Source organism: Stenotrophomonas sp. GL_101 (genome assembly GCF_057835675.1).
In genome coordinates this window covers 2927858-2946581 of sequence record NZ_CM174432.1, presented here as the reverse complement: position 1 = coordinate 2946581, position 18724 = coordinate 2927858, and the positions used below count along the sequence as shown (strand labels likewise).

General features: G+C 66.9%; 14 protein-coding genes. 12 read left to right on the top strand and 2 right to left on the bottom strand.

Annotated elements, in window-relative coordinates:
* Window positions 1-21: 21 nt before the first annotated feature.
* The gene (asnS, locus tag AC3IR9_RS12925; protein WP_489291128.1) at window positions 22-1416 is read right to left on the bottom strand and encodes an asparagine--tRNA ligase; all 1395 of its coding nucleotides are present in this window, start codon (window positions 1414-1416) and stop codon (window positions 22-24) included.
* A 129-nt stretch (window positions 1417-1545) separates the two neighbouring features.
* Here asnS and AC3IR9_RS12920 point away from each other — a divergent pair, with 129 nt between their 5' ends.
* The 6 genes from AC3IR9_RS12920 to zipA all read left to right on the top strand — a co-directional run bounded on the left by AC3IR9_RS12920 (window position 1546) and on the right by zipA (window position 8365).
* Window positions 1546-1884 (top strand): HesB/IscA family protein, encoded by a 339-nt coding sequence (locus tag AC3IR9_RS12920; protein ID WP_489291127.1) that lies wholly within the window; start codon window positions 1546-1548, stop codon window positions 1882-1884.
* A gap of 167 nt (window positions 1885-2051) precedes the next feature.
* Window positions 2052-2495: a 30S ribosomal protein S6 gene (gene rpsF, locus AC3IR9_RS12915; RefSeq protein WP_489291126.1), complete on the top strand. Its 444-nt coding sequence runs from the start codon at window positions 2052-2054 to the stop codon at window positions 2493-2495.
* An 11-nt stretch (window positions 2496-2506) separates the two neighbouring features.
* On the top strand, window positions 2507-2737 hold the full coding sequence (gene rpsR / locus AC3IR9_RS12910) for a 30S ribosomal protein S18 (RefSeq protein WP_005926280.1): 231 nt from the start codon (window positions 2507-2509) through the stop codon (window positions 2735-2737).
* Window positions 2738-2888: 151 nt separating this feature from the next.
* Window positions 2889-3341, top strand: a complete 453-nt coding sequence (rplI, locus tag AC3IR9_RS12905) for a 50S ribosomal protein L9 (protein WP_489291125.1) — start codon at window positions 2889-2891, stop codon at window positions 3339-3341.
* Window positions 3342-4084: 743 nt separating this feature from the next.
* On the top strand, window positions 4085-7588 hold the full coding sequence (smc, locus tag AC3IR9_RS12900; RefSeq protein ID WP_489291124.1) for a chromosome segregation protein SMC: 3504 nt from the start codon (window positions 4085-4087) through the stop codon (window positions 7586-7588).
* A 45-nt stretch (window positions 7589-7633) separates the two neighbouring features.
* Window positions 7634-8365, top strand: a complete 732-nt coding sequence (gene zipA, locus AC3IR9_RS12895; protein WP_489291123.1) for a cell division protein ZipA — start codon at window positions 7634-7636, stop codon at window positions 8363-8365.
* Window positions 8366-8503: 138 nt separating this feature from the next.
* Here zipA and AC3IR9_RS12890 read toward each other — a convergent pair whose 3' ends face one another.
* Window positions 8504-9625, bottom strand: a complete 1122-nt coding sequence (locus AC3IR9_RS12890; RefSeq protein WP_489291122.1) for a pyridoxal phosphate-dependent aminotransferase — start codon at window positions 9623-9625, stop codon at window positions 8504-8506.
* 142 nt (window positions 9626-9767) lie between these two features.
* Here AC3IR9_RS12890 and ligA point away from each other — a divergent pair, with 142 nt between their 5' ends.
* From ligA to gyrA, 6 genes are all read left to right on the top strand, one after another.
* Entirely contained in the window at window positions 9768-12230 is a 2463-nt protein-coding gene (gene ligA / locus AC3IR9_RS12885) for an NAD-dependent DNA ligase LigA (RefSeq protein WP_489291121.1), read from the top strand.
* A gap of 21 nt (window positions 12231-12251) precedes the next feature.
* Window positions 12252-12737: a GNAT family N-acetyltransferase gene (locus AC3IR9_RS12880; RefSeq protein ID WP_489291120.1), complete on the top strand. Its 486-nt coding sequence runs from the start codon at window positions 12252-12254 to the stop codon at window positions 12735-12737.
* Window positions 12734-13678, top strand: coding sequence for an EF-P lysine aminoacylase EpmA (gene epmA, locus AC3IR9_RS12875; protein ID WP_489291119.1), 945 nt, complete (start codon window positions 12734-12736; stop codon window positions 13676-13678). The genes AC3IR9_RS12880 and epmA overlap by 4 nt, the downstream gene beginning before the upstream one ends.
* 125 nt (window positions 13679-13803) lie before the next feature.
* The gene (locus tag AC3IR9_RS12870; RefSeq protein ID WP_489291118.1) at window positions 13804-14544 is read left to right on the top strand and encodes a DUF3011 domain-containing protein; all 741 of its coding nucleotides are present in this window, start codon (window positions 13804-13806) and stop codon (window positions 14542-14544) included.
* Between the two features lie 44 nt (window positions 14545-14588).
* Window positions 14589-15650: an S-methyl-5-thioribose-1-phosphate isomerase gene (mtnA, locus tag AC3IR9_RS12865; RefSeq protein ID WP_489291117.1), complete on the top strand. Its 1062-nt coding sequence runs from the start codon at window positions 14589-14591 to the stop codon at window positions 15648-15650.
* A gap of 354 nt (window positions 15651-16004) precedes the next feature.
* Window positions 16005-18722 carry a DNA gyrase subunit A gene (gene gyrA / locus AC3IR9_RS12860; protein ID WP_489291116.1) on the top strand — a complete coding sequence of 906 codons (2718 nt, stop codon included), beginning with the start codon at window positions 16005-16007 and terminating at the stop codon, window positions 18720-18722.
* The last annotated feature ends 2 nt before the right edge of the window (window positions 18723-18724 follow it).

The window sequence follows — 18724 nt, the reverse complement described above, 5'->3', positions numbered from 1 at the left end:
GTCCAGTGCCTCCGTAGCCGGTCAGAACTCGGCGCTGCCCGGCGCGCGTGGGTAGGGGATGGCGTCGCGGATGTTGCCCAGCCCGCACACGTATACCACCAGGCGCTCGAAGCCCAGGCCGAAACCGGCATGCGGCACCGACCCGTAGCGGCGGAAATCGCGGTACCAGCCGTAGTGTTCGCGGTCCAGGCCGAACTGCGCCATGCGCGCATCCAGTACGTCCAGGCGTTCTTCGCGCTGGCTGCCACCGATGATCTCGCCGATGCCCGGGGCCAGCACGTCCATCGCCGCGACCGTCTTGCCGTCATCGTTCAGGCGCATGTAGAACGCCTTGATGTGCTCGGGGTAGTTGGTCACCACCACCGGGCGGCCGATGTGTTCTTCGGTCAGCCAGCGCTCGTGTTCGGTCTGCAGGTCCAGGCCCCACTCGACCGGGAAGTCGAACTTCCTGTCGGCCTTCTGCAGCAGCTTCACCGCCTCGGTGTAGTCGATCTGCTCGAATGGCGCGTTGATGAAGTCTTCCAGCTTGGTGATCGCGTTCTTGTCCACGCGCTCGGCCAGGAAGGCCAGGTCGTCGCCACGCTCATCGAGCACCGCACGGAACAGGTACTTCAGGAACTGCTCGGCCAGGCGCGCGTCTTCGGCCAGGTCGGCGAAGGCGATTTCCGGCTCGATCATCCAGAACTCCGCCAGGTGACGGGTGGTGTTGGAGTTTTCGGCGCGGAAGGTCGGCCCGAACGTGTAGACCTTGCTCAGCGCCAGGCAGTAGGCCTCCACGTTGAGCTGGCCGGACACGGTCAGGAAGGTTTCCTTGCCGAAGAAGTCACGGCTGAAGTCGACCTCGCCCTTGTCGTTGCGCGGCAGGTTGGCCATGTCCAGGGTCGAGACCCGGAACATCTGGCCGGCGCCCTCGGCATCGGACGTGGTGATGATCGGGGTGCTGATCCAGTTGAACCCGTTCTGGTGGAAGAACCGGTGCACGGCCTGGGACAGGCAGTTGCGGATGCGGGTGACCGCGCCGAACAGGTTGGTGCGCGGGCGCAGGTGCGCCACTTCACGCAGGAACTCCGCGCTCATCGGCTTGGGCTGGATCGGGTAGGTCAGCGGGTCTTCGACTAGGCCGACGATCTGGATGTCGCTGGCCTGGATCTCGAAGGACTGGCCCTTGCCCTGGGATTTGACCAGGGTGCCACGGGCGATCACCGAGCAGCCCGGGGTCAGCGCCTTGATTTCGTCGAAATTGCCCAGCGTGTCATTGGCCACCACCTGGATGGGGGCAAAGCAGGAGCCGTCGGTGACATTGACGAAGGCCAGCGCCGCCGAGCCGCGCACCGTCCGTACCCAACCGCGTACGGTTGCCTCGCCGCCTTCCGGGATTTTCCCGGCAAGCGCATGTTCAACGCTGACCACCGTCATGACTTGAATCCTCTGTTGATCGACTCGATCTCTGAATGAGGAGTTTAACGGGTGCAGCGTTCTGCTTGCGAGGCATTTCTGGCCCGCCCAGGCTCCTATAATGGTCCCGATCCGCTGGAGTTGCCCGTCATGGCTGTAAGCCTTACCCCCGTTGCCTTTGCCCGCGTGCAGAAGTTCGTCGCCCAGACCCCGGGCGCGCTGGGCCTGCGTTTTGGCGTCACCCGAACCGGTTGCTCCGGTTGGGGCCACATCACCGACCTGGCCCGCGACCAGCGCGAAGGCGACACCGTGTTCGAGCAGGACGGGGTGCGCGTTTACGTGGACGCCGACAGCCTGGCGCTGGTGGACGGCACTGAAATCGACTTCGGCAAGCAGGGGCTGAGCGAGACTTTCACGTTCAGGAACCCGAACGCCACCGCCGAGTGCGGCTGCGGCGAGAGTTTCACCACCGAGGCCGACAAGGCCTGAATCCGGCCCCCCGGTGACGGCAATGCCCACGCTGGCTTGCCGTGAAGCCCGGTTGCTGCCATAATTTGCGGCTTCCTGCCTGATTCCGGGCAGGGCTCTTGCCCCACCGCGTTCATCTGCGGGGGGCTGTCCGGCCCGCGAGGGCCACATCCGAAAGGTTAAAACACATGAGTCGTCATTACGAAATCGTGTTCCTGGTCCATCCCGACCAGAGCGAACAGGTCCCGGCCATGATCGAGCGCTACAAGGCGCTGGTCGAGAACGGCAACGGCACCATCCACCGTCTGGAAGATTGGGGCCGTCGTCAGCTGGCTTACCCGGTCCAGAACCTGGTGAAGGCCCACTACGTGATGCTCAACATCGAGTGCGACCAGGCCGTGCTGAGCGAGCTGGTGGAAAGCTTCCGCTTCAACGACGCCGTGCTGCGCAACCTCGTCATCAAGCGTGACGAAGCTGACACCGAGCAGTCGCTGATCATGAAGAGCAAGGACGAGAAGGGCGAGAAGCCCGAGCGTGGCGAACGTCGTCGTCGTGATGACGAAGAAGGTGAAACCACCACCCCCGCCGCCGCTGACACCGAAGCCGGCGAAGACGCCGCTTCGGCCGCTTAAGGAGCACTGACATGTCCAAGTTCTTCCGTCGCCGCAAGTTCTGCAAGTTCACCGCCGAAGGTGTCAAGGAGATCGATTACAAGGATCTCAACACCCTGCGCCAGTACCTGACCGAGAACGGCAAGATCGTGCCGAGCCGCGTCACCGGTACCAAGTCGAAGTACCAGCGCCAGCTGGCAACGGCCGTCAAGCGCGCCCGTTTCCTGGCCCTGATCCCGTACACCGACAATCACGACATCTGATGAAAGCCGGCGGCTTCGGTCGCCGCTTTCGTGGACCTGGCCGCCCGCGCTGCAAAGCGTCGGGCGGTTTCACGGTCTGCCGTTCGGATATTCGGACAGCCATCGCTGCGGGGCCACGCCTCGCTAACGAATACATATTTGGAGCTACACCATGAAGCTGATTCTTCTCCAGAAGGTCACCAACCTCGGCGGTCTGGGCGATCTGGTCGACGTGAAGCCGGGCTACGGCCGCAACTTCCTCGTCCCGACCGGCAGGGCCGTTCCGGCCACCACCACCAACGTTGCCGAGTTCGAAGCCAAGCGCGCCGATTACGAAGCCAAGGCCCAGTCGATCCACGCTGACGCCGAAGCCCGCAAGGCCAAGCTGGAAGGCAAGAGCGTCTCCATCGCCGCCAACGCGTCGACGGAAGGCAAGCTGTACGGTTCGGTTGGCCCGCGCGACATCGCCGAAGCCTTCACCGCTGCCGGCCTGCCGCTGGAAAAGAGCGAAGTGATCCTGGGCGAAGGCGCCTTCCGCAACGTGGGCGAGTACGAGGTGACCGTTCACCTGCACGCCGACGTGGAAACCACCGTCAAGGTGGTTGTGGAAGCCGAAAAGGCCTGATCCCTGCCGAAAGGTTGGAATCGCTGAAACGGGCGCCCGCGAGGGTGCCCGTTTTTGTTTGTGGGGTTGGTTCTTTTTAGAAGCTGAAAAGCCAGTGCCGAGCAACGGCAACAGCAACAGCCGGCGCGTCGGTTATCTGAGGGAGGGTGCCGGGTAGCCTTGGCCGGGACACGCCGTGAACCCGTCCATGGGGGCTCGTAAGCGGCATCCATGCCGCTTACGGTCCCGGCCAAGGCTACCCGGCACCCTCTGCCGAGATTTCTGGTGCGGGCGGGTGGTGACTGCAGCTGCACCTGCAATCATTCATTCGTGCTGCGTCATTCGAGATATTGAGTAGTGGTTGGGATGAGGGGAAGGCAGTCGGGGCGTGCAGCCGCCGCCTTGGGCTTTTCCCATGCATACCAGCCCACTGTCTTGGGTCGGTGTGGGTGGGGTCGCGGGACCGTTGAGCGCCATGGATGGCGCTCACGAGCCCCCAAGGACGGGTTTACGGCGTGTCCCGCGATTCCACCCACACCGGCCCGCCCTGGTGGAGACGAGATGCGAGCCTTGCTCTGGCCTCGGCTCCGAGCCTTTCCCGGCCCTCCCGCCCGTGGAACACCCGCCCCGTTATACTCGGGCTATCGCGTCACCCTCAGGATCGTTGAATTCCAGCAACATCAATGGCTTGAAGGTCAAAATCGCCCCGACATCCACCATGGCGGGGGCCTGCTGAAGGCTCCGGCCCGGAAACCAACCACGCCATGCGTCTGTCCACGATCAAGCTGTCCGGCTTCAAATCCTTCGTCGATCCGACCACGCTGCACCTGCCCACCAACATGACCGGCGTGGTCGGGCCCAATGGCTGTGGCAAATCCAACATCATCGATGCCGTGCGCTGGGTCATGGGCGAGAGTTCGGCCAGCCGCCTGCGTGGCGACTCCCTCACCGACGTCATTTTCTCCGGCTCCTCGGCGCGCAAGCCGGTTTCCCAGGCGATCGTCGAACTGATCTTCGACAACTCCGACCACACCATTTCCGGCGAGTACGCCTCGTTCAACGAAATCTCGGTCAAGCGCCTGGTCAGCCGCGACGGCACCAGCAACTATTATCTCAACGGCACCAAGTGCCGCCGCCGCGACATCACCGACCTGTTCCTCGGCACCGGCCTGGGCCCGCGCAGCTACTCCATCATCGAACAGGGCATGATCAGCCAGATCATCGAAGCCCGCCCCGAAGACCTGCGCGTGTACCTGGAAGAAGCCGCCGGCATCTCCAAGTACAAGGAGCGCCGCAAGGAAACCGAAACCCGCATCCGCCACACCCGCGAGAACCTCGACCGCCTCAGCGACCTGCGCGAAGAGATCGGCAAGCAGCTTGAACACCTCAAGCGCCAGGCCCGCCAGGCCGAGCAGTACCAAGCCCTGCAGGAAGAGCGCAAGGTCAAGGATGCCGAGTGGAAAGCGTTGGAATTCCGCGGCCTGGATACCCGCCTGGGTGGCCTGCGCGAAGCGCTGTCGCGCGAAGAAACCAAACTGCAGCAGCTGATCGCCGAACAGCGTGACGCCGAAACCCGCATCGAAACCAGCCGCGTCCGCCGCGAAGAAGCGGCCGATGCGCTCAGCACCGCCCAGGCCGAGGTCTACCAGGTGGGCAGCACCCTGGCCCGGCTGGAACAGCAGATCCAGCACCAGCGTGAAATGTCGCAGCGCCTCAACAAGGCCCGCGACGAAACCCAGCAGGCGCTCGCCGAACTGGGCCAGCACATCAGCGGCGACGAAGCCAAGCTGATGGTCCTGCGCGAGGCGGTTGACCTGGCCGAACCCCAGCTCGAGCAGCTGCAGGAAGAAAACGACATCAAACAGGAATCCCTGCGCGACGCCGAGGCCAGGCTGGCCGACTGGCAGGCGCGCTGGGAATCCCATACCCGCACGACCTCCGAAGCCTCGCGCACGGGCGAAGTCGAACGTACCCGTGTCGACTATCTCGACCGACAGGTGCTGGAAGCCGACCGCCGCCGCGAAACACTGACCACCGAACGCACCGGTCTCGACCTTGACGCTCTCGACCTGGCCTTTGAAGCGCTGCAGCTGCAGCACGAAACCCAGAAGGGCGCGCTCGACGGCCTCAACGAACAGGTGGAAGAACGCAAGCACGCCGTCGCTGGCCTGCAGGACCGCCAGCGCAGCGGCCAGACCGAGCTGGCCGATATCCGCAAGCAGGCCCAGGGCGCCCGCGGCCGCCTGTCCTCGCTGGAAACCCTGCAGCAGGCCGCACTCGGCCAGGAGCAGGGCGCGGCCGTGGCCTGGCTGAAGGCCCGCAAGCTCGATTCCGGTGCCCGCGTCGGCGAACGCCTGAGCGTGGAAAGCGGTTGGGAGAATGCGGTCGAAAGCGCGCTGGGCCAGTTGATCGAAGGCGTGCTGGTGGATGCCCCCGAACACCTGGTCGCCGAACTGGCCGAACTCGGCGACGGCCGCATTGCCCTGGTCGCCGCCGGGCAGGAACCCCTGCAGGTTGCGCCCACCTCGCTGGCGGCCAAAGTGCAGGGCCCCACCGCGATCCGTCGCCTGCTGGCCCGCCTGCATGCCGCCGACGACCTCGACCAGGCCCGTGCCCTGCTGCCGCAGCTGGCCGAAGGCGACTCGATCATCACCCGCAGCGGCGAACGCCTCGGCGAAGGCTGGGTGCGGGTGTCGCGTTCCGGTGCGGCCAAGCAGGGCGCGCTGTTGCGCGAGCGCGACATCGTCACCCTGCGTGAGCAGATCGACAGCCTGCAGGAGCGCGAAGCCGACCTGGAACAACGCCTGGCCGGATTCCGCGACCAGCTGCTGGCCGGCGAACAACAGCGCGAAGATGCGCAGCGCCAGCTGTACCTTGCGCACCGCAGTGTCTCCGAACTCGGCGGCCAGCTGCAGAGCCAGCAGGGCAAGGTGGAGGCCGCACGCACCCGCATTGATCGCATCGAAGGCGAGCTGTCGCAACTACTGGAAAACCTCGACCTTGGCCGCGAACAGGTACGCGAAGCGCGCGCGCGGCTGGACGATGCGGTCAACAGCATGGGCGACCTGGAGTCGGTGCGGCAGGCGCTGGAAGCCGAGCGCCGCCAGTTCACCGATGCCCGCGACCAGGCCCGCGACGCGGCCCGCAACGTGCGCGAGGCCGCCCATTCGCTGGCCCTCACCCTGGAGTCGCAGCGAACCCAGGTCAGCGCGCTGAGCCAGGCGCTGGAGCGCATGAGCAGCCAGCGTGGCCAGCTCGACTCGCGCCTGGGCGAACTGCATTCGCAGCTCGATCACGGCGACTCGCCCGTGCAGACGCTGGAGGCCGAGCACCAGAACGCCCTCGGCGAGCGCGTCCGTGTCGACCGCGTGCTTGGCGAAGCGCGCACCCTGCTCGAAGGCATCGATGCGGAACTGCGCAGCTTCGAGCAGACCCGCCACCAGCGCGACGAACAGGCATTGGCCCAGCGCGAGCGCATTTCCCAGCGCAAGCTCGACCAGCAGGCCCTGGTGCTCAGCGCCGACCAGCTCACCGCCGCGGTGGAAAAGGCCGGTTTCGTGCTGCAGGACGTGATCAACAGCCTGCCCGACGAGGCGCGCCTCGGCGATTGGGAGCAGTCGGTGCAGCAGATCGACGGGCGCATGCGCCGCCTGGAGCCGGTCAACCTGGCCGCGATCCAGGAGTACGGCGAAGCCGCGCAGCGGTCGGACTACCTGGACGCGCAGAACACCGACCTGACCACCGCGCTGGATACCCTGGAAGATGCGATCCGCAAGATCGACCGCGAGACCCGCGGCCGCTTCAAGGACACTTTCGACCGGGTCAACGCCGGCGTCCAGCAGCTGTATCCGCGCCTGTTCGGCGGCGGCCATGCCTACCTGGAACTGACCGGTGAAGACCTTCTCGACACCGGTGTGACCATCATGGCGCGTCCGCCGGGCAAGCGCGTGTCCAGCATCTCGCTGCTGTCCGGTGGCGAAAAGGCGATGACCGCGGTGGCGCTGGTGTTTGCGATCTTCCAGCTCAACCCGGCGCCGTTCTGCCTGCTGGACGAAGTGGATGCCCCGCTGGACGAAGCCAACGTCGGTCGTCTGGCCAACATGGTCAAGGAAATGAGCGAGAAGGTGCAGTTCCTGTTCGTCAGCCACAACAAGGCCACCATGGAGGCCGCGCACCAGTTGTCGGGCGTGACCATGCGCGAACCGGGCGTCAGCCGCCTGGTCAGCGTGGACCTGGAAGAGGCGGCACGATTGGCGGGCGCCGCCTGACGTGCCATGCTTATCTGAACGTATTTAGCCGGAGACCCCCACCGAATGTCCGACATGGCACTGCTCCGCATCGGCATCCTGGCCGCCGGCCTGCTGTTGATCGCCGCGATCTTCCTGTTTGGCCGCCCGAAGAAGAAGTCCCAGGGCCGTCGCGTGGACGCGGCCGAGGGGGGCACCGGCCAGCGCCGTGAGCCCAGCCTGGGCGAGGCTGGCACCGCCGATCCCGCCGTCAGTGGTGCGGCCGGCGAGGACGGGGTGACCCAGGCCGAGTTGGGCCTGCCCGAGGTCGATGGCGCCAGCGACCTGGGCAAGCGCGCCAACCAGGACTTCGACAAGATCGTTTCGCTGTTCGTCGCCGCCCGCGCCGGCGAGCAGCTGCGCGGCGAAGACATCGTGGTAGCGGCCGAAAAGACCGGGCTGGTGTTTGGCCACATGAACGTGTTCCACCGTCTGGTGGAAGGCCATCCCGAGCGCGGCCCGATCTTCTCGATGGCCAGCATCATGAAGCCGGGCAGCTTCGACATGGCCAACATCCGCGAGATGGAAACCCCGGCGATCGCCTTCTTTTTGACGTTGCCGGCACCGTTGACCGCGCTGGATGCCTGGGAAAAAATGCTGCCCACCGTGCAGCGCATGGGCGAGCTGCTCGACGGCGTGGTACTGGATGACAGCCGCAACGCCCTCGGCCGCCAGCGCATCGCCCACATCCGCGACGAACTGCGCGCCTACGATCGCCAGCACCAGGCCCCGCCGCTTACCAAGGCACCGCGCTGGTAAGGCGACCTGCGGTTTGCGTTGCAAGCCACCGGTTCCGCATGTTTCCGCCATATCCCCGCGCCTGTCGGCGCGCCCCCTTGACTCAAGGGGGCGCCTGATCAATGGCACGGCACCCACGGCATTTCCCCGAATGGGGTGCTACGCGCCCACCACCGCGGCGAACGCCTCGCCGAAGCGCGCCATGTCCGCTTCGGTGCCTACGGTCACCCGCACCCGCTGCGGCCAGATCGGCCAGCTGCGGCCGATCACCACGCCACGCGCGGCCATGGCGGCGGCGAATGCGGTGCCATCGCGTTGCACGTCGACCACGAAGCAGTTGGCTTCCGAGGGCACGCAGGCAAAGCCGCGCTGGCCCAGCCATGCCACGCTGGCCTGGCGGATACGCGCGTTTTCGGTACGCCGCAGCGCGACCAGCCCGGGTTCGCGCAGGCTGGCCAGGCCTGCGGCCAGCGCAGGCACCGGCAGTGGGTTGTCGCCCAGGCTGGCCAGCTCGCGCAGCCGGTCCGGGTGCGCGGCGGCCACGCCCAGGCGCAACCCGGCCATGCCGTACAACTTGGAGAACGTACGCAGCACGATCACGTCATCGCGCTGCAGCACCTGGCCGATCACCGAGCGCTGCGCGCTGTACTGCAGGTAGGCCTCGTCGACCAGGACGCGGGTCTGGCGGGGCTTGTTGGCCAGCAGCCAGGCGATGTCGGCCGCTGCGGTGATCGAGCCGGTGGGATTGTTGGGGTTGCACAGGTACAGCAGCCCGGCGTTGATGCGGGCGGCAGCGGCGACCATCGCGCGCACGTCATGTGCGCCGTCACCGCGCAATGGCACCTTGGCCACCGTGGCCCCGCGGGCGGCGGCGAGGTCGCCGAGGGCTTCAAACGTCGGGTCGGCAACCACCAGCCCCGCGCTGGCCGAGGTCCACAGGATCGCAGCGCGGTTCAACGGCTCGCTGGAGCCGGGATACAGTCGCACGTGCGCGTTGTCGAGGCCTTCCTGGGCAGCGAACAGGTCGCGCAGTTCGCCGGCCAGGGCGAACCGGTAGCGCCCACTGCCGGCCACGCTGTCGCGCGCTGCGGCCTGCGCGGCGGGGGCGGGGCCATACGGGCATTCGTTGAAGTTCAGCAGCACCGGGCCATCGCTGGCGGTGCTGGATGCGGCCGGCGCGGCGGTCGCCGGGGTGGGGGACCACCCCAGGCCGGACAGGGCCAGCCCGGTGCCGGCCAGGTGCAGGAAGGAGCGGCGGGAAGGGACGGTGGCGGCGGTCACGGTGCACCTGGCAGAGAGGAATCAGCGCACGCTATCGCTGCGGCTGGCGATCGGCAAGTTTCCCTGCATTGCATGTGGCTGAAGCGGCCCGTCGCGCCTCGGGGGGCGTTAAAATCAACCGCCCCGTCAGGATTGCCGCCGCATGCCCCCCAGCCCCGCCGAACGTGTCGATGCCCTGCGCCGCCAGATCGAAGAGGCCGGCAAGGCTTACCACGAGCGCGACGAGCAGCTGATTCCGGACGTCGAGTACGACCAGTGGGTGCGCGAACTGGAGGCATTGGAGCAGGCCCATCCGGAACTGGCCAGCACCGATTCGCCGACCCTGCAGGTGGGCGGCAAGGCGTCCTCGCGGTTCGCCGAAGTGCGCCATGCGGTGCCGATGCTGTCGCTGGGCAATGCCTTCAGCGACGAGGAAGTGCAGGATTTCGTCCGCCGCATCAGCGAGCGCCTGCGCCGCGATGCGTTGTTCTTTTCCGCCGAGCCGAAGCTGGACGGCCTGGCGATCAGCCTGCGCTACGAGAACGGCCAGTTCGTGCAGGGTGCCACCCGCGGCGATGGCACCACCGGCGAGGACGTGAGCGTCAACCTGCGACAGATCAGCGTGATCCCGCAGACGCTCCAGGGCACCGGCTGGCCGGCGGTGCTCGAAGTGCGCGGTGAGGTGTACATGGCGCGTGCCGACTTCGAGGCCTACAACGCACAGGCGCGCCTGCACGAGGGCAAGGTGCTGGCCAACCCGCGCAATGCCGCGGCCGGTTCGCTGCGCCAGCTCGATCCCAAGGCCAGCGCCAAGCGCAGATTGAGCTTCTATGCCTACGGCACCGGCCAGGTGCAGGGCGGTGAGCTGCCGCCCACCCATTCGGCCACGCTGGCGCAGCTGCGCGACTGGGGCTTCCCGGTCAGTGCGTTGTGCCAGGTCGTGGAGGGCAGCGATGGCCTGTTGGCCTATTACCGTGACATCGGCGCGCGTCGCGATGGCCTGGCCTTCGATATCGATGGCGTGGTCTACAAGCTGGACGACCGCGTCGGCCAGGACATCCTGGGCTTCGTCTCGCGCGCACCGCGCTGGGCGATCGCGCACAAGTTCCCGGCGCAGGAGCAGACCACCACGGTGGATGCGATTGAAATCCAGATCGGCCGGACCGGCGCGGCAACCCCGGTGGCGCGGCTGGCGCCGGTCGCGGTGGCCGGGGTGATCGTTTCCAACGCGACCCTGCACAATGCCGACCAGATCGAACGCCTGGACGTGCGCGTCGGCGATACGGTGATCGTGCGCCGTGCCGGCGATGTGATCCCCGAAGTGGTCAGCGTGATCCTCGACCGCCGACCGGCGGGCACCTCGCCGTGGCAGATGCCGACCCGATGCCCGGTCTGTGGCTCGGAGATCGTCCGCGAGGAAGGCCAGGCCGCCTGGCGCTGCTCGGGCGAGTTGACCTGCCCGGCGCAGCGCAAGGAAGCCATCGCGCACTTCGCCTCGCGCCGCGCGATGGATATCGACGGATTGGGCGGCCGCTACATCGAAACCCTGGTGGATGCCGGCATCGTGCGCCGCGTCGCCGACCTCTACCAGCTGCAGCGCGACCACCTGCTGCACCTCAAGCTGGTGCTGGATGCCGACTCCCCGGAAGCACTGGCCAACCAGATCGGCCTGCACCTGCCACCGGAAGGCAGTGGCCATTACCTGCGTGGCATCCTCGCGCTGGACGGCAGCAACGACGGCTGGCGCGCGCAGGCCTTGGCCCTGCCGGCCGCGTTCACCTGGAACACCAAAAAGATCGCCACCAAGTGGGCCGACAACCTGATCGCCGCGATCGATGCCAGCCGCGACACCACGCTGGAGCGGTTGCTGTTTGCGTTGGGCATCGCACTGGTCGGCGAGAACACCGCCAAGGGCTTGTCCACCTGGTTTGGCGACCTGGAACTGATCCGGCACCTGCCGTGGCCGCTGTTCAAGCGCGTGCCGGATATCGGCGGCGAAGTGGCGCGCTCACTCGGCCACTTCTTTGAACAGCCCGGCAACCAGGAAGCGATCGACGCGCTGCTGCAGGTGGGCCAGGTGCGCATCAATGACGTGCATCTGCCGACCTCGAAGCTGCGCGACGGCCTGGATTTCGCCCAGCTGCTGGTGGACGCCGAAATCCCGGGCATCACCCGCCTGCGCGCGGAGAAGCTGACGGCAATGCTGCCCGATGCGGCGACCCTGCTGGATGCCGAGCCGGTGCGCTTCGTTGCGGCCGGGCTGCCCAACGAGGTCGCACTCGGCCTGGCCGAGTGGCTGGACAGCGATGGCCACGGGCCGATGCTGCTCAAGGCCGAGGCGTACCGCCAGCAGCTGCTGGCCCTGGCGCCGGAACCGACCGCGCAGGTTGCCGGTCCGCTGGACGGCCAGACCGCGGTGCTCACCGGCAGCCTGGCGCAGCTGACCCGCGACGAGGCCAAGGCCCGGCTGGAAGCGCTCGGTGCCAAGGTGGCCGGCAGCGTATCGAAGAAGACCTCGTTCGTGGTGGCCGGTACCGATGCCGGGTCCAAGCTCACCAAGGCCGAGGAACTGGGCATCGAGGTGTGGGATGAAGCCCGCCTGGTCGCCTTCCTCGCACAGCACTGACTGCACTACACGAGGCCGCCCATGCAGACCGCACCCCTGGATTTCCGCGTCGCCACCGTTGCCGACACCGCGTTGTTGATCGGCCTGATGCGCGATTTCTACAGCGAAGACAAGCTCGATTTCGATGACGCCCGCGTGCGCGGCGCGCTGGATGCGCTGCTGCGCGAGCCGCGCAACGGCGAGGTGCTGTTGTGGCTGGACGACGCCGGCCACGTGGTGGGCTACGCCGCGCTGGCAATGGGATTCAGCCTGGAGCAGGGCGGTCACTTCGCGCTGCTCGACGAGCTGTACCTCAGCCACGCCGCGCGCGGGCGGGGACGTGGCAAGCAGGCGCTGGCGATCCTGGAACAACGGGCCAATGCACGCGGCGTGCAACGCATGCGCCTGGAAGTGAACCACCACAACGAACTGGCGCGACGACTGTACCTGGCCACCGGTTATGTCGATGACACCCGCGACCTGTTGACCTTGCCGTTGGCCGAGCGGCTGAAGGACGCGCGGGCATGATCGCCGCGCTGCGCCAGCGTGCCGCGCTCAACGCGCGGATCCGCCAGTTCTTCGCCGAGCGCGACGTACTCGAAGTGGAAACCCCGATCCTGTCCGAAGCGGGCAATACCGAACCCAACATCGACAGCTTCCATACCCGCTTCAGCGGCCACGTCGATGCCGGCACGCCGCAGCGCTGGTTGCGCACCTCGCCGGAGTACCCGCTCAAGCGCCTGCTGGCCGCCGGCATCGGCGATTGCTACGAGCTGGGCCGGGTGTTCCGCAATGGCGAAGCCGGTGGCCGCCACAACCCCGAGTTCACCCTGCTGGAATGGTACCGGGTGGGGTGGGATCACCATCGCCTGATCGGCGAGACCGTCGCGCTGGTGCGTGCCGCGCTCGACCTGGTACAGCGCACGGCGCGCCTGCAGGTAATCGAGTATCGCAACCTGTACCAGCAGCAGTTGGGCGTGGACCCGTTCGAGGCCAGTCTGGAACAGTTGCAGGCGCCGCTGGCCGATGTCCGCATCGATGCCGACGGGCTCGGCCGCGACGACTGGCTCGACCTGCTGATGACCCACTGCATCCAGCCGCGGTTCGATGTCGATACGATGACCGTGGTGCACGACTGGCCGGCGAGCCAGGCGGCGCTGGCACGGGTGCGCCCTGGCACGCCGCCGTTGGCCGAACGCTTCGAGCTGTATCTCGGCGCGGTGGAGCTGGCCAACGGCTATCACGAACTGAACGACGCAGCTGAACAACGCGCGCGCTTCGAGCGTGACCACGCGGTGCGCCGCGCGCGCGGCGACGTGCTGCCGCCGTTGGATGAACGCCTGCTCGCGGCCTTGCCGATGCTGCCCGACTGCGCCGGTGTCGCGGTGGGCGTGGACCGCCTGCTGATGGCGATGCACCGCACCGGTCGCATTGGTGACGTGCTGGCGATCGACTTCGCGCATGCCTGAACGGTTGGGGATGTCGCACGCTATGACGCAGGCGTGTCTTGCGCGGCCCGCATGATGATGCTCTGATCACACTGGATACCCGAAGGTATTCCAGTGATCGTTCAGTTGCGGCGGGGATTGTGTTGATGAAGCTGTTGGAAGTTGCCGACCTGCCGTCATGGAGTGTGCCGCGCTGGACGTGGTGGACACTGGTGCTGTGCGCGATGCTGCCGGTGGCGGCCGAGGCCGGTGAAACCGGTTACGCCGGCCAGGTGGTGCGCTGCGAATCGCGTGACATGGAATGGGTGCACTGCGACATGCCGGTGGACAAGGGCGTCGACCTGATCCGCCAGTTGTCCGACAACAGCTGCATCCGCGGCACCGAATGGGGCACCGACCGCTCCGGTGTCTGGGTGACCCTGGGCTGCCGCGCGGAGTTCCGCAGCCGGGTTGCCGGCAACCGTGCCGACGCCGGCACGCGCAAGGTGCGCCGGGTGCTGCGCTGCGAATCCAATGGCCGCCCGCAGAATTGCCCGGTGGTGCTGCAGGGCGCGCCGGTGCGCCTGCTGCGCCAGTTGTCGTCGATGCCGTGCCGTGAAGGCCACAGCTGGGGCGTGCGCCGCAATGAGGTGTGGGTGACCCGCGGGTGCCAGGGCGACTTCGAAGTGGGCGCCGCCGATGGCTCGGGCTTCCTCGACGTTCCGCGCACCCTGGTGTGCGAATCCAAGTCGCGCCAGCGCCGCTTCTGCGGTGCCACCATCAGCAAGGGCGTGCAGCTGAGCAAGCAGCTCTCCGGCAGCCCGTGCGAGGAAGGCCGCGGCTGGGGCTGGGATACGCGCGGGGTGTGGGTGGACAAGGGCTGCCGCGCCGAGTTCCAGGTCAACTGAGGCGCGGCGATGGCGATGCGCCAGCGCGCCGCTACAATGACGCCATGAACGCATCCACCGCCATCGACTACGCCCGTTACGACCACATCCGCCCGATCCTGTGGACCGGCGATTCCCTGCAGCTGCTGGACCAGCGCAAGCTGCCGTTTGTGGTGGAGCACGTGGAATGCCGCGACAGCGACGCGGTGGCCGAGGCCATCCACGCGCTCACCGTGCGCGGCGCGCCGGCGATCGGCATTGCCGCGGCCTGGGGCGCGGTGCTGGCCGCGCGTGAGGTGCAGGCCGACGACGGCGCACAGGCGCTGGCCAAGCTGGAGCCGGCCCTGCAGCGGCTCAACGCCGCGCGCCCCACGGCGGTGAACCTGGCCTGGGCACTGGCGCGCATGCGCCGCGCGCTGGCCCCGGCCGCGGCCGACTGGAAGCAGGTGCTGGTGACCGAGGCGCAGGCGATCGCCGATGAAGACCTGGCCGCCAACCGCCACATGGGCGCGCTGGGTGCCGGCCTGATCGACACCGGCAGCGGCGTGCTGACCCACTGCAACACCGGCTCGCTGGCCACCGCCGGCTTTGGTACCGCGCTGGGCGTGATCCGCGCCGGCATGGCCCAGCACCGCATCGCGCGCGTGTTCGCCGGTGAGACCCGGCCGTGGCTGCAGGGCGCGCGCCTGACGGTGTGGGAGCTGCAGCAGGACGGCATCGATGCCACCCTGATCGCCGATTCGGCTGCCTCGCACCTGATGAAGACCGGTGCGGTGCAATGGGTGATCGTCGGCGCGGACCGGATCTGCGCCAATGGCGACACCGCCAACAAGATCGGTACTTATCAGCTGGCCATCGCCGCGCGCCACCACGGGGTCAAGTTCATGGTGGTGGCACCGTCCTCCACGGTGGACATGGACACCGCTGATGGTGACCAGATCGAGATCGAACAGCGCGACCCGGGCGAGCTGTACGGAGTAGGGGGCACGCGCACCGTGGCCGAGGGCATCGCCGCCTGGAACCCGGTCTTCGACGTTACCCCGGGCAGCCTGATCGATGCGATCGTGACCGAGCGTGGGGTGATTCTCAATCCGACGCAGGTGAACATGCAGGCCGCGTTCGGGTAACGGCCGGGCGTGGGGTGGCGCGGTGCGCCCGCCACGACCAACGGTCGTGGCCTACCGGGTTGGGTTCGGCAGGGTGCGTCGACCCCGGTAGGTACCGACGTCGACCCCGGCAGGTACCGGCGTCTACCCCGGCAGGTACCGGCGTCGCCCCCCGGTAGGTACCGACCGTTGGTCGGTACAGGCGCCGCCCGCAACGCCCCCGTAAGTTCCTGATTCTTGCCGGTAAAACCCCCGTAAATGGCGGTAGGGGACGGGCCGTTGTGGTAGACTCCAAGGGTTAATCGAGATTCCGGCGCGGCCGCCCCGAAAGGGCCGGTGCGACGGACTGGACCGCTACCAGACAACGGAACCCGAATGGCAGAAACCGCCAAGGAAATCATCCAGGTCAACCTGGAAGACGAGATGCGCAAGAGCTACCTCGATTACGCGATGAGCGTGATCGTGGGCCGCGCCCTGCCAGATGCACGCGATGGACTCAAGCCGGTGCATCGCCGCGTGCTGTTCGCGATGAGCGAATTGAACGCGCACAGCAACAAGCCTTACTTCAAGTCGGCGCGTATCGTCGGTGACGTCATCGGTAAGTACCACCCGCATGGCGACCAGTCGGTGTATGACACCCTGGTGCGCCTGGCGCAGCCGTTCTCGCTGCGCTACATGCTGGTGGATGGCCAGGGTAACTTCGGTTCGGTCGACGGCGATTCCGCTGCTGCGATGCGATACACCGAAGCGCGCATGTCCCGGCTCACCCACGAGCTGATGGCCGACCTGGACAAGGAAACGGTCAATTTCCAGCCCAATTACGACGAAAAGGAACTGGAGCCGACGGTCATGCCGACCCGGTTCCCGAACCTGCTGGTCAACGGTTCGGCCGGTATCGCGGTGGGCATGGCGACCAACATCCCGCCGCACAACCTGACCGAATCGATCAACGCCTGCATCGCGCTGATTGAAAACCCCGAGATCGATGTCGACGGCCTGATGGAGTACATCCCGGGCCCGGACTTCCCGACCTCCGGCATCATCAACGGTACCGCCGGCATCGTCGCCGGCTACCGGACCGGTCGTGGCCGGGTGCGGATCCGCGCCAGGGCCGATATCGAAGTGGCCGACAACGGCCGCGAATCGATCATCGTCAGCGAAATTCCGTACCAGGTGAACAAGGCCCGGTTGATCGAAAAGATCGCCGAGCTGGTCAAGGAAAAGAAGCTCGAAGGCATCAGCGAACTGCGCGATGAGTCCGACAAGGACGGCATGCGCATCTTCATCGAGATCAAGCGCGGCGAGTCGGCCGAGGTGGTGTTGAACAACCTCTACCAGCAGACCCAGATGGAGTCGGTGTTCGGCATCAACATGGTGGCGCTGGTCGATGGCCGCCCGCAGTTGATGAACCTCAAGCAGATGCTCGAGGCCTTCGTGCGCCACCGCCGCGAAGTGGTGACCCGCCGCACCGTGTTCGAGCTGCGCAAGGCCCGTGCCCGTGCGCACGTGCTGGAAGGCCTGACCGTTGCGCTGGCCAACATCGACGAGATGATCGAACTGATCAAGACCTCGCCCAACCCCACCGAGGCGCGTGAACGCATGCTCGCCCGCCTGTGGGAGCCGGGTCTGGTCGGGTCGATGCTGGGTGCCGCCGGTGCCGAAGCCTCGCGCCCGGATGACCTGCCCAAGGGGGTTGGCCTGCTCGAGGGCGGCTACCAGCTGACCGAGATCCAGGCTACCCAGATCCTGGAAATGCGCCTGCACCGCCTCACCGGGCTGGAGCAGGACCGCCTGACCGACGAATACAAGCAGCTGCTGGAAGTCATCGCCGGGTTGATCCATATCCTGGAAGACCCGGACCGCCTGCTGCAGGTGATCCGCGAAGAGCTGATCAACGTGCGTACCGAGTTCGGCGACGAACGCCGCACCGAGATCCGCCACAGCGAAGAAGACCTGGACATCCTCGACCTGATCGCCCCGGAAGACGTGGTGGTCACCCTGTCGCACGCCGGCTACGTCAAGCGCCAGCCGGTCAGCGCCTACCGGGCCCAGCGCCGTGGTGGCCGTGGCCGCAGCGCCGCGTCGACCAAGGAAGAGGATTTCATCGAACAGCTGTGGCTGGTCAACACGCACGACACGCTGCTGACCTTCACCAGCGCGGGCAAGGTGTTCTGGCTGCCGGTGCACCAGCTGCCCGAAGCCGGCCCCAACGCCCGTGGCCGCCCGATCATCAACTGGATTCCGCTGGAAGCCGGTGAGCGGGTGCAGGCGGTGCTGCCGGTACGCGAGTATGCCGATGGCCAGTACGTGTTCTTCGCCACCCGCAACGGCACGGTCAAGAAGACCCCGCTCGGCGAATTCGCCTTCCGTCTGGCGCGCGGCAAGATCGCCATCAACCTCGACGAGGGCGATGCGCTGGTAGGGGTCGGCCTCACCGACGGTGAGCGCGACATCCTGCTGTTCGCGTCCAACGGCAAGACCGTGCGCTTCGCTGAAGACAAGGTCCGCTCGATGGGCCGTACCGCTACCGGCGTGCGCGGCATCCGGATGGCCAAGGGCGAGGAGGTGGTCAGCCTGATCGTCTCGGAAAGCGCCGGCGGCAGCGAAGACGAGAACGAGGACGACAGCAGCGTCGAAGAGGCCGTGGTCGATGGCGATATCGTCATCGAAAACGGGGCAGACGACGACACCGCGCGCTATATCCTCACCGCGACCGAGAACGGCTACGGCAAGCGCACTCCGCTGCCGGATTACCCGCGCAAGGGCCGTGGTACCCAGGGTGTGATCGGCATCCAGACCAGCGAGCGCAACGGCAAGCTGGTGGCGGCGGTACTGATGGGCGCCGCCGACGAAGTGCTGTTGATCTCCGACGGCGGCACCCTGGTGCGTACGCGCGGGTCGGAAATCTCGCGCGTGGGCCGCAACACCCAGGGCGTCACCCTGATCCGTCTGTCCAAGGACGAGAAGCTCCAGGCAGTGGAACGCATGGATGCCTCGATCGAAGACGATGACGGGGTGGATGGCGTCCCGGTTGCCGACGATGCCGCTGTCGCGGTGCCGCCGGTGGCGGGTGAAGAGATACCGCAGGGCTGATC

Excerpts from the sequence above, each read along its gene's own strand:
- smc (WP_489291124.1), top strand. The coding sequence starts at position 4,085 with ATGCGTCTGTCCACGATCAAGCTGTCCGGCTTCAAATCCTTCGTCGAT.
- asnS (WP_489291128.1), bottom strand. The coding sequence starts at position 1,416 with ATGACGGTGGTCAGCGTTGAACATGCGCTTGCCGGGAAAATCCCGGAA.
- rplI (WP_489291125.1), top strand. The coding sequence starts at position 2,889 with ATGAAGCTGATTCTTCTCCAGAAGGTCACCAACCTCGGCGGTCTGGGC.
- AC3IR9_RS12880 (WP_489291120.1), top strand. The coding sequence starts at position 12,252 with ATGCAGACCGCACCCCTGGATTTCCGCGTCGCCACCGTTGCCGACACC.
- AC3IR9_RS12870 (WP_489291118.1), top strand. The coding sequence starts at position 13,804 with ATGAAGCTGTTGGAAGTTGCCGACCTGCCGTCATGGAGTGTGCCGCGC.
- zipA (WP_489291123.1), top strand. The coding sequence starts at position 7,634 with ATGTCCGACATGGCACTGCTCCGCATCGGCATCCTGGCCGCCGGCCTG.
- rpsF (WP_489291126.1), top strand. The coding sequence starts at position 2,052 with ATGAGTCGTCATTACGAAATCGTGTTCCTGGTCCATCCCGACCAGAGC.
- mtnA (WP_489291117.1), top strand. The coding sequence starts at position 14,589 with ATGAACGCATCCACCGCCATCGACTACGCCCGTTACGACCACATCCGC.
- ligA (WP_489291121.1), top strand. The coding sequence starts at position 9,768 with ATGCCCCCCAGCCCCGCCGAACGTGTCGATGCCCTGCGCCGCCAGATC.
- AC3IR9_RS12920 (WP_489291127.1), top strand. The coding sequence starts at position 1,546 with ATGGCTGTAAGCCTTACCCCCGTTGCCTTTGCCCGCGTGCAGAAGTTC.
- rpsR (WP_005926280.1), top strand. The coding sequence starts at position 2,507 with ATGTCCAAGTTCTTCCGTCGCCGCAAGTTCTGCAAGTTCACCGCCGAA.
- epmA (WP_489291119.1), top strand. The coding sequence starts at position 12,734 with ATGATCGCCGCGCTGCGCCAGCGTGCCGCGCTCAACGCGCGGATCCGC.
- gyrA (WP_489291116.1), top strand. The coding sequence starts at position 16,005 with ATGGCAGAAACCGCCAAGGAAATCATCCAGGTCAACCTGGAAGACGAG.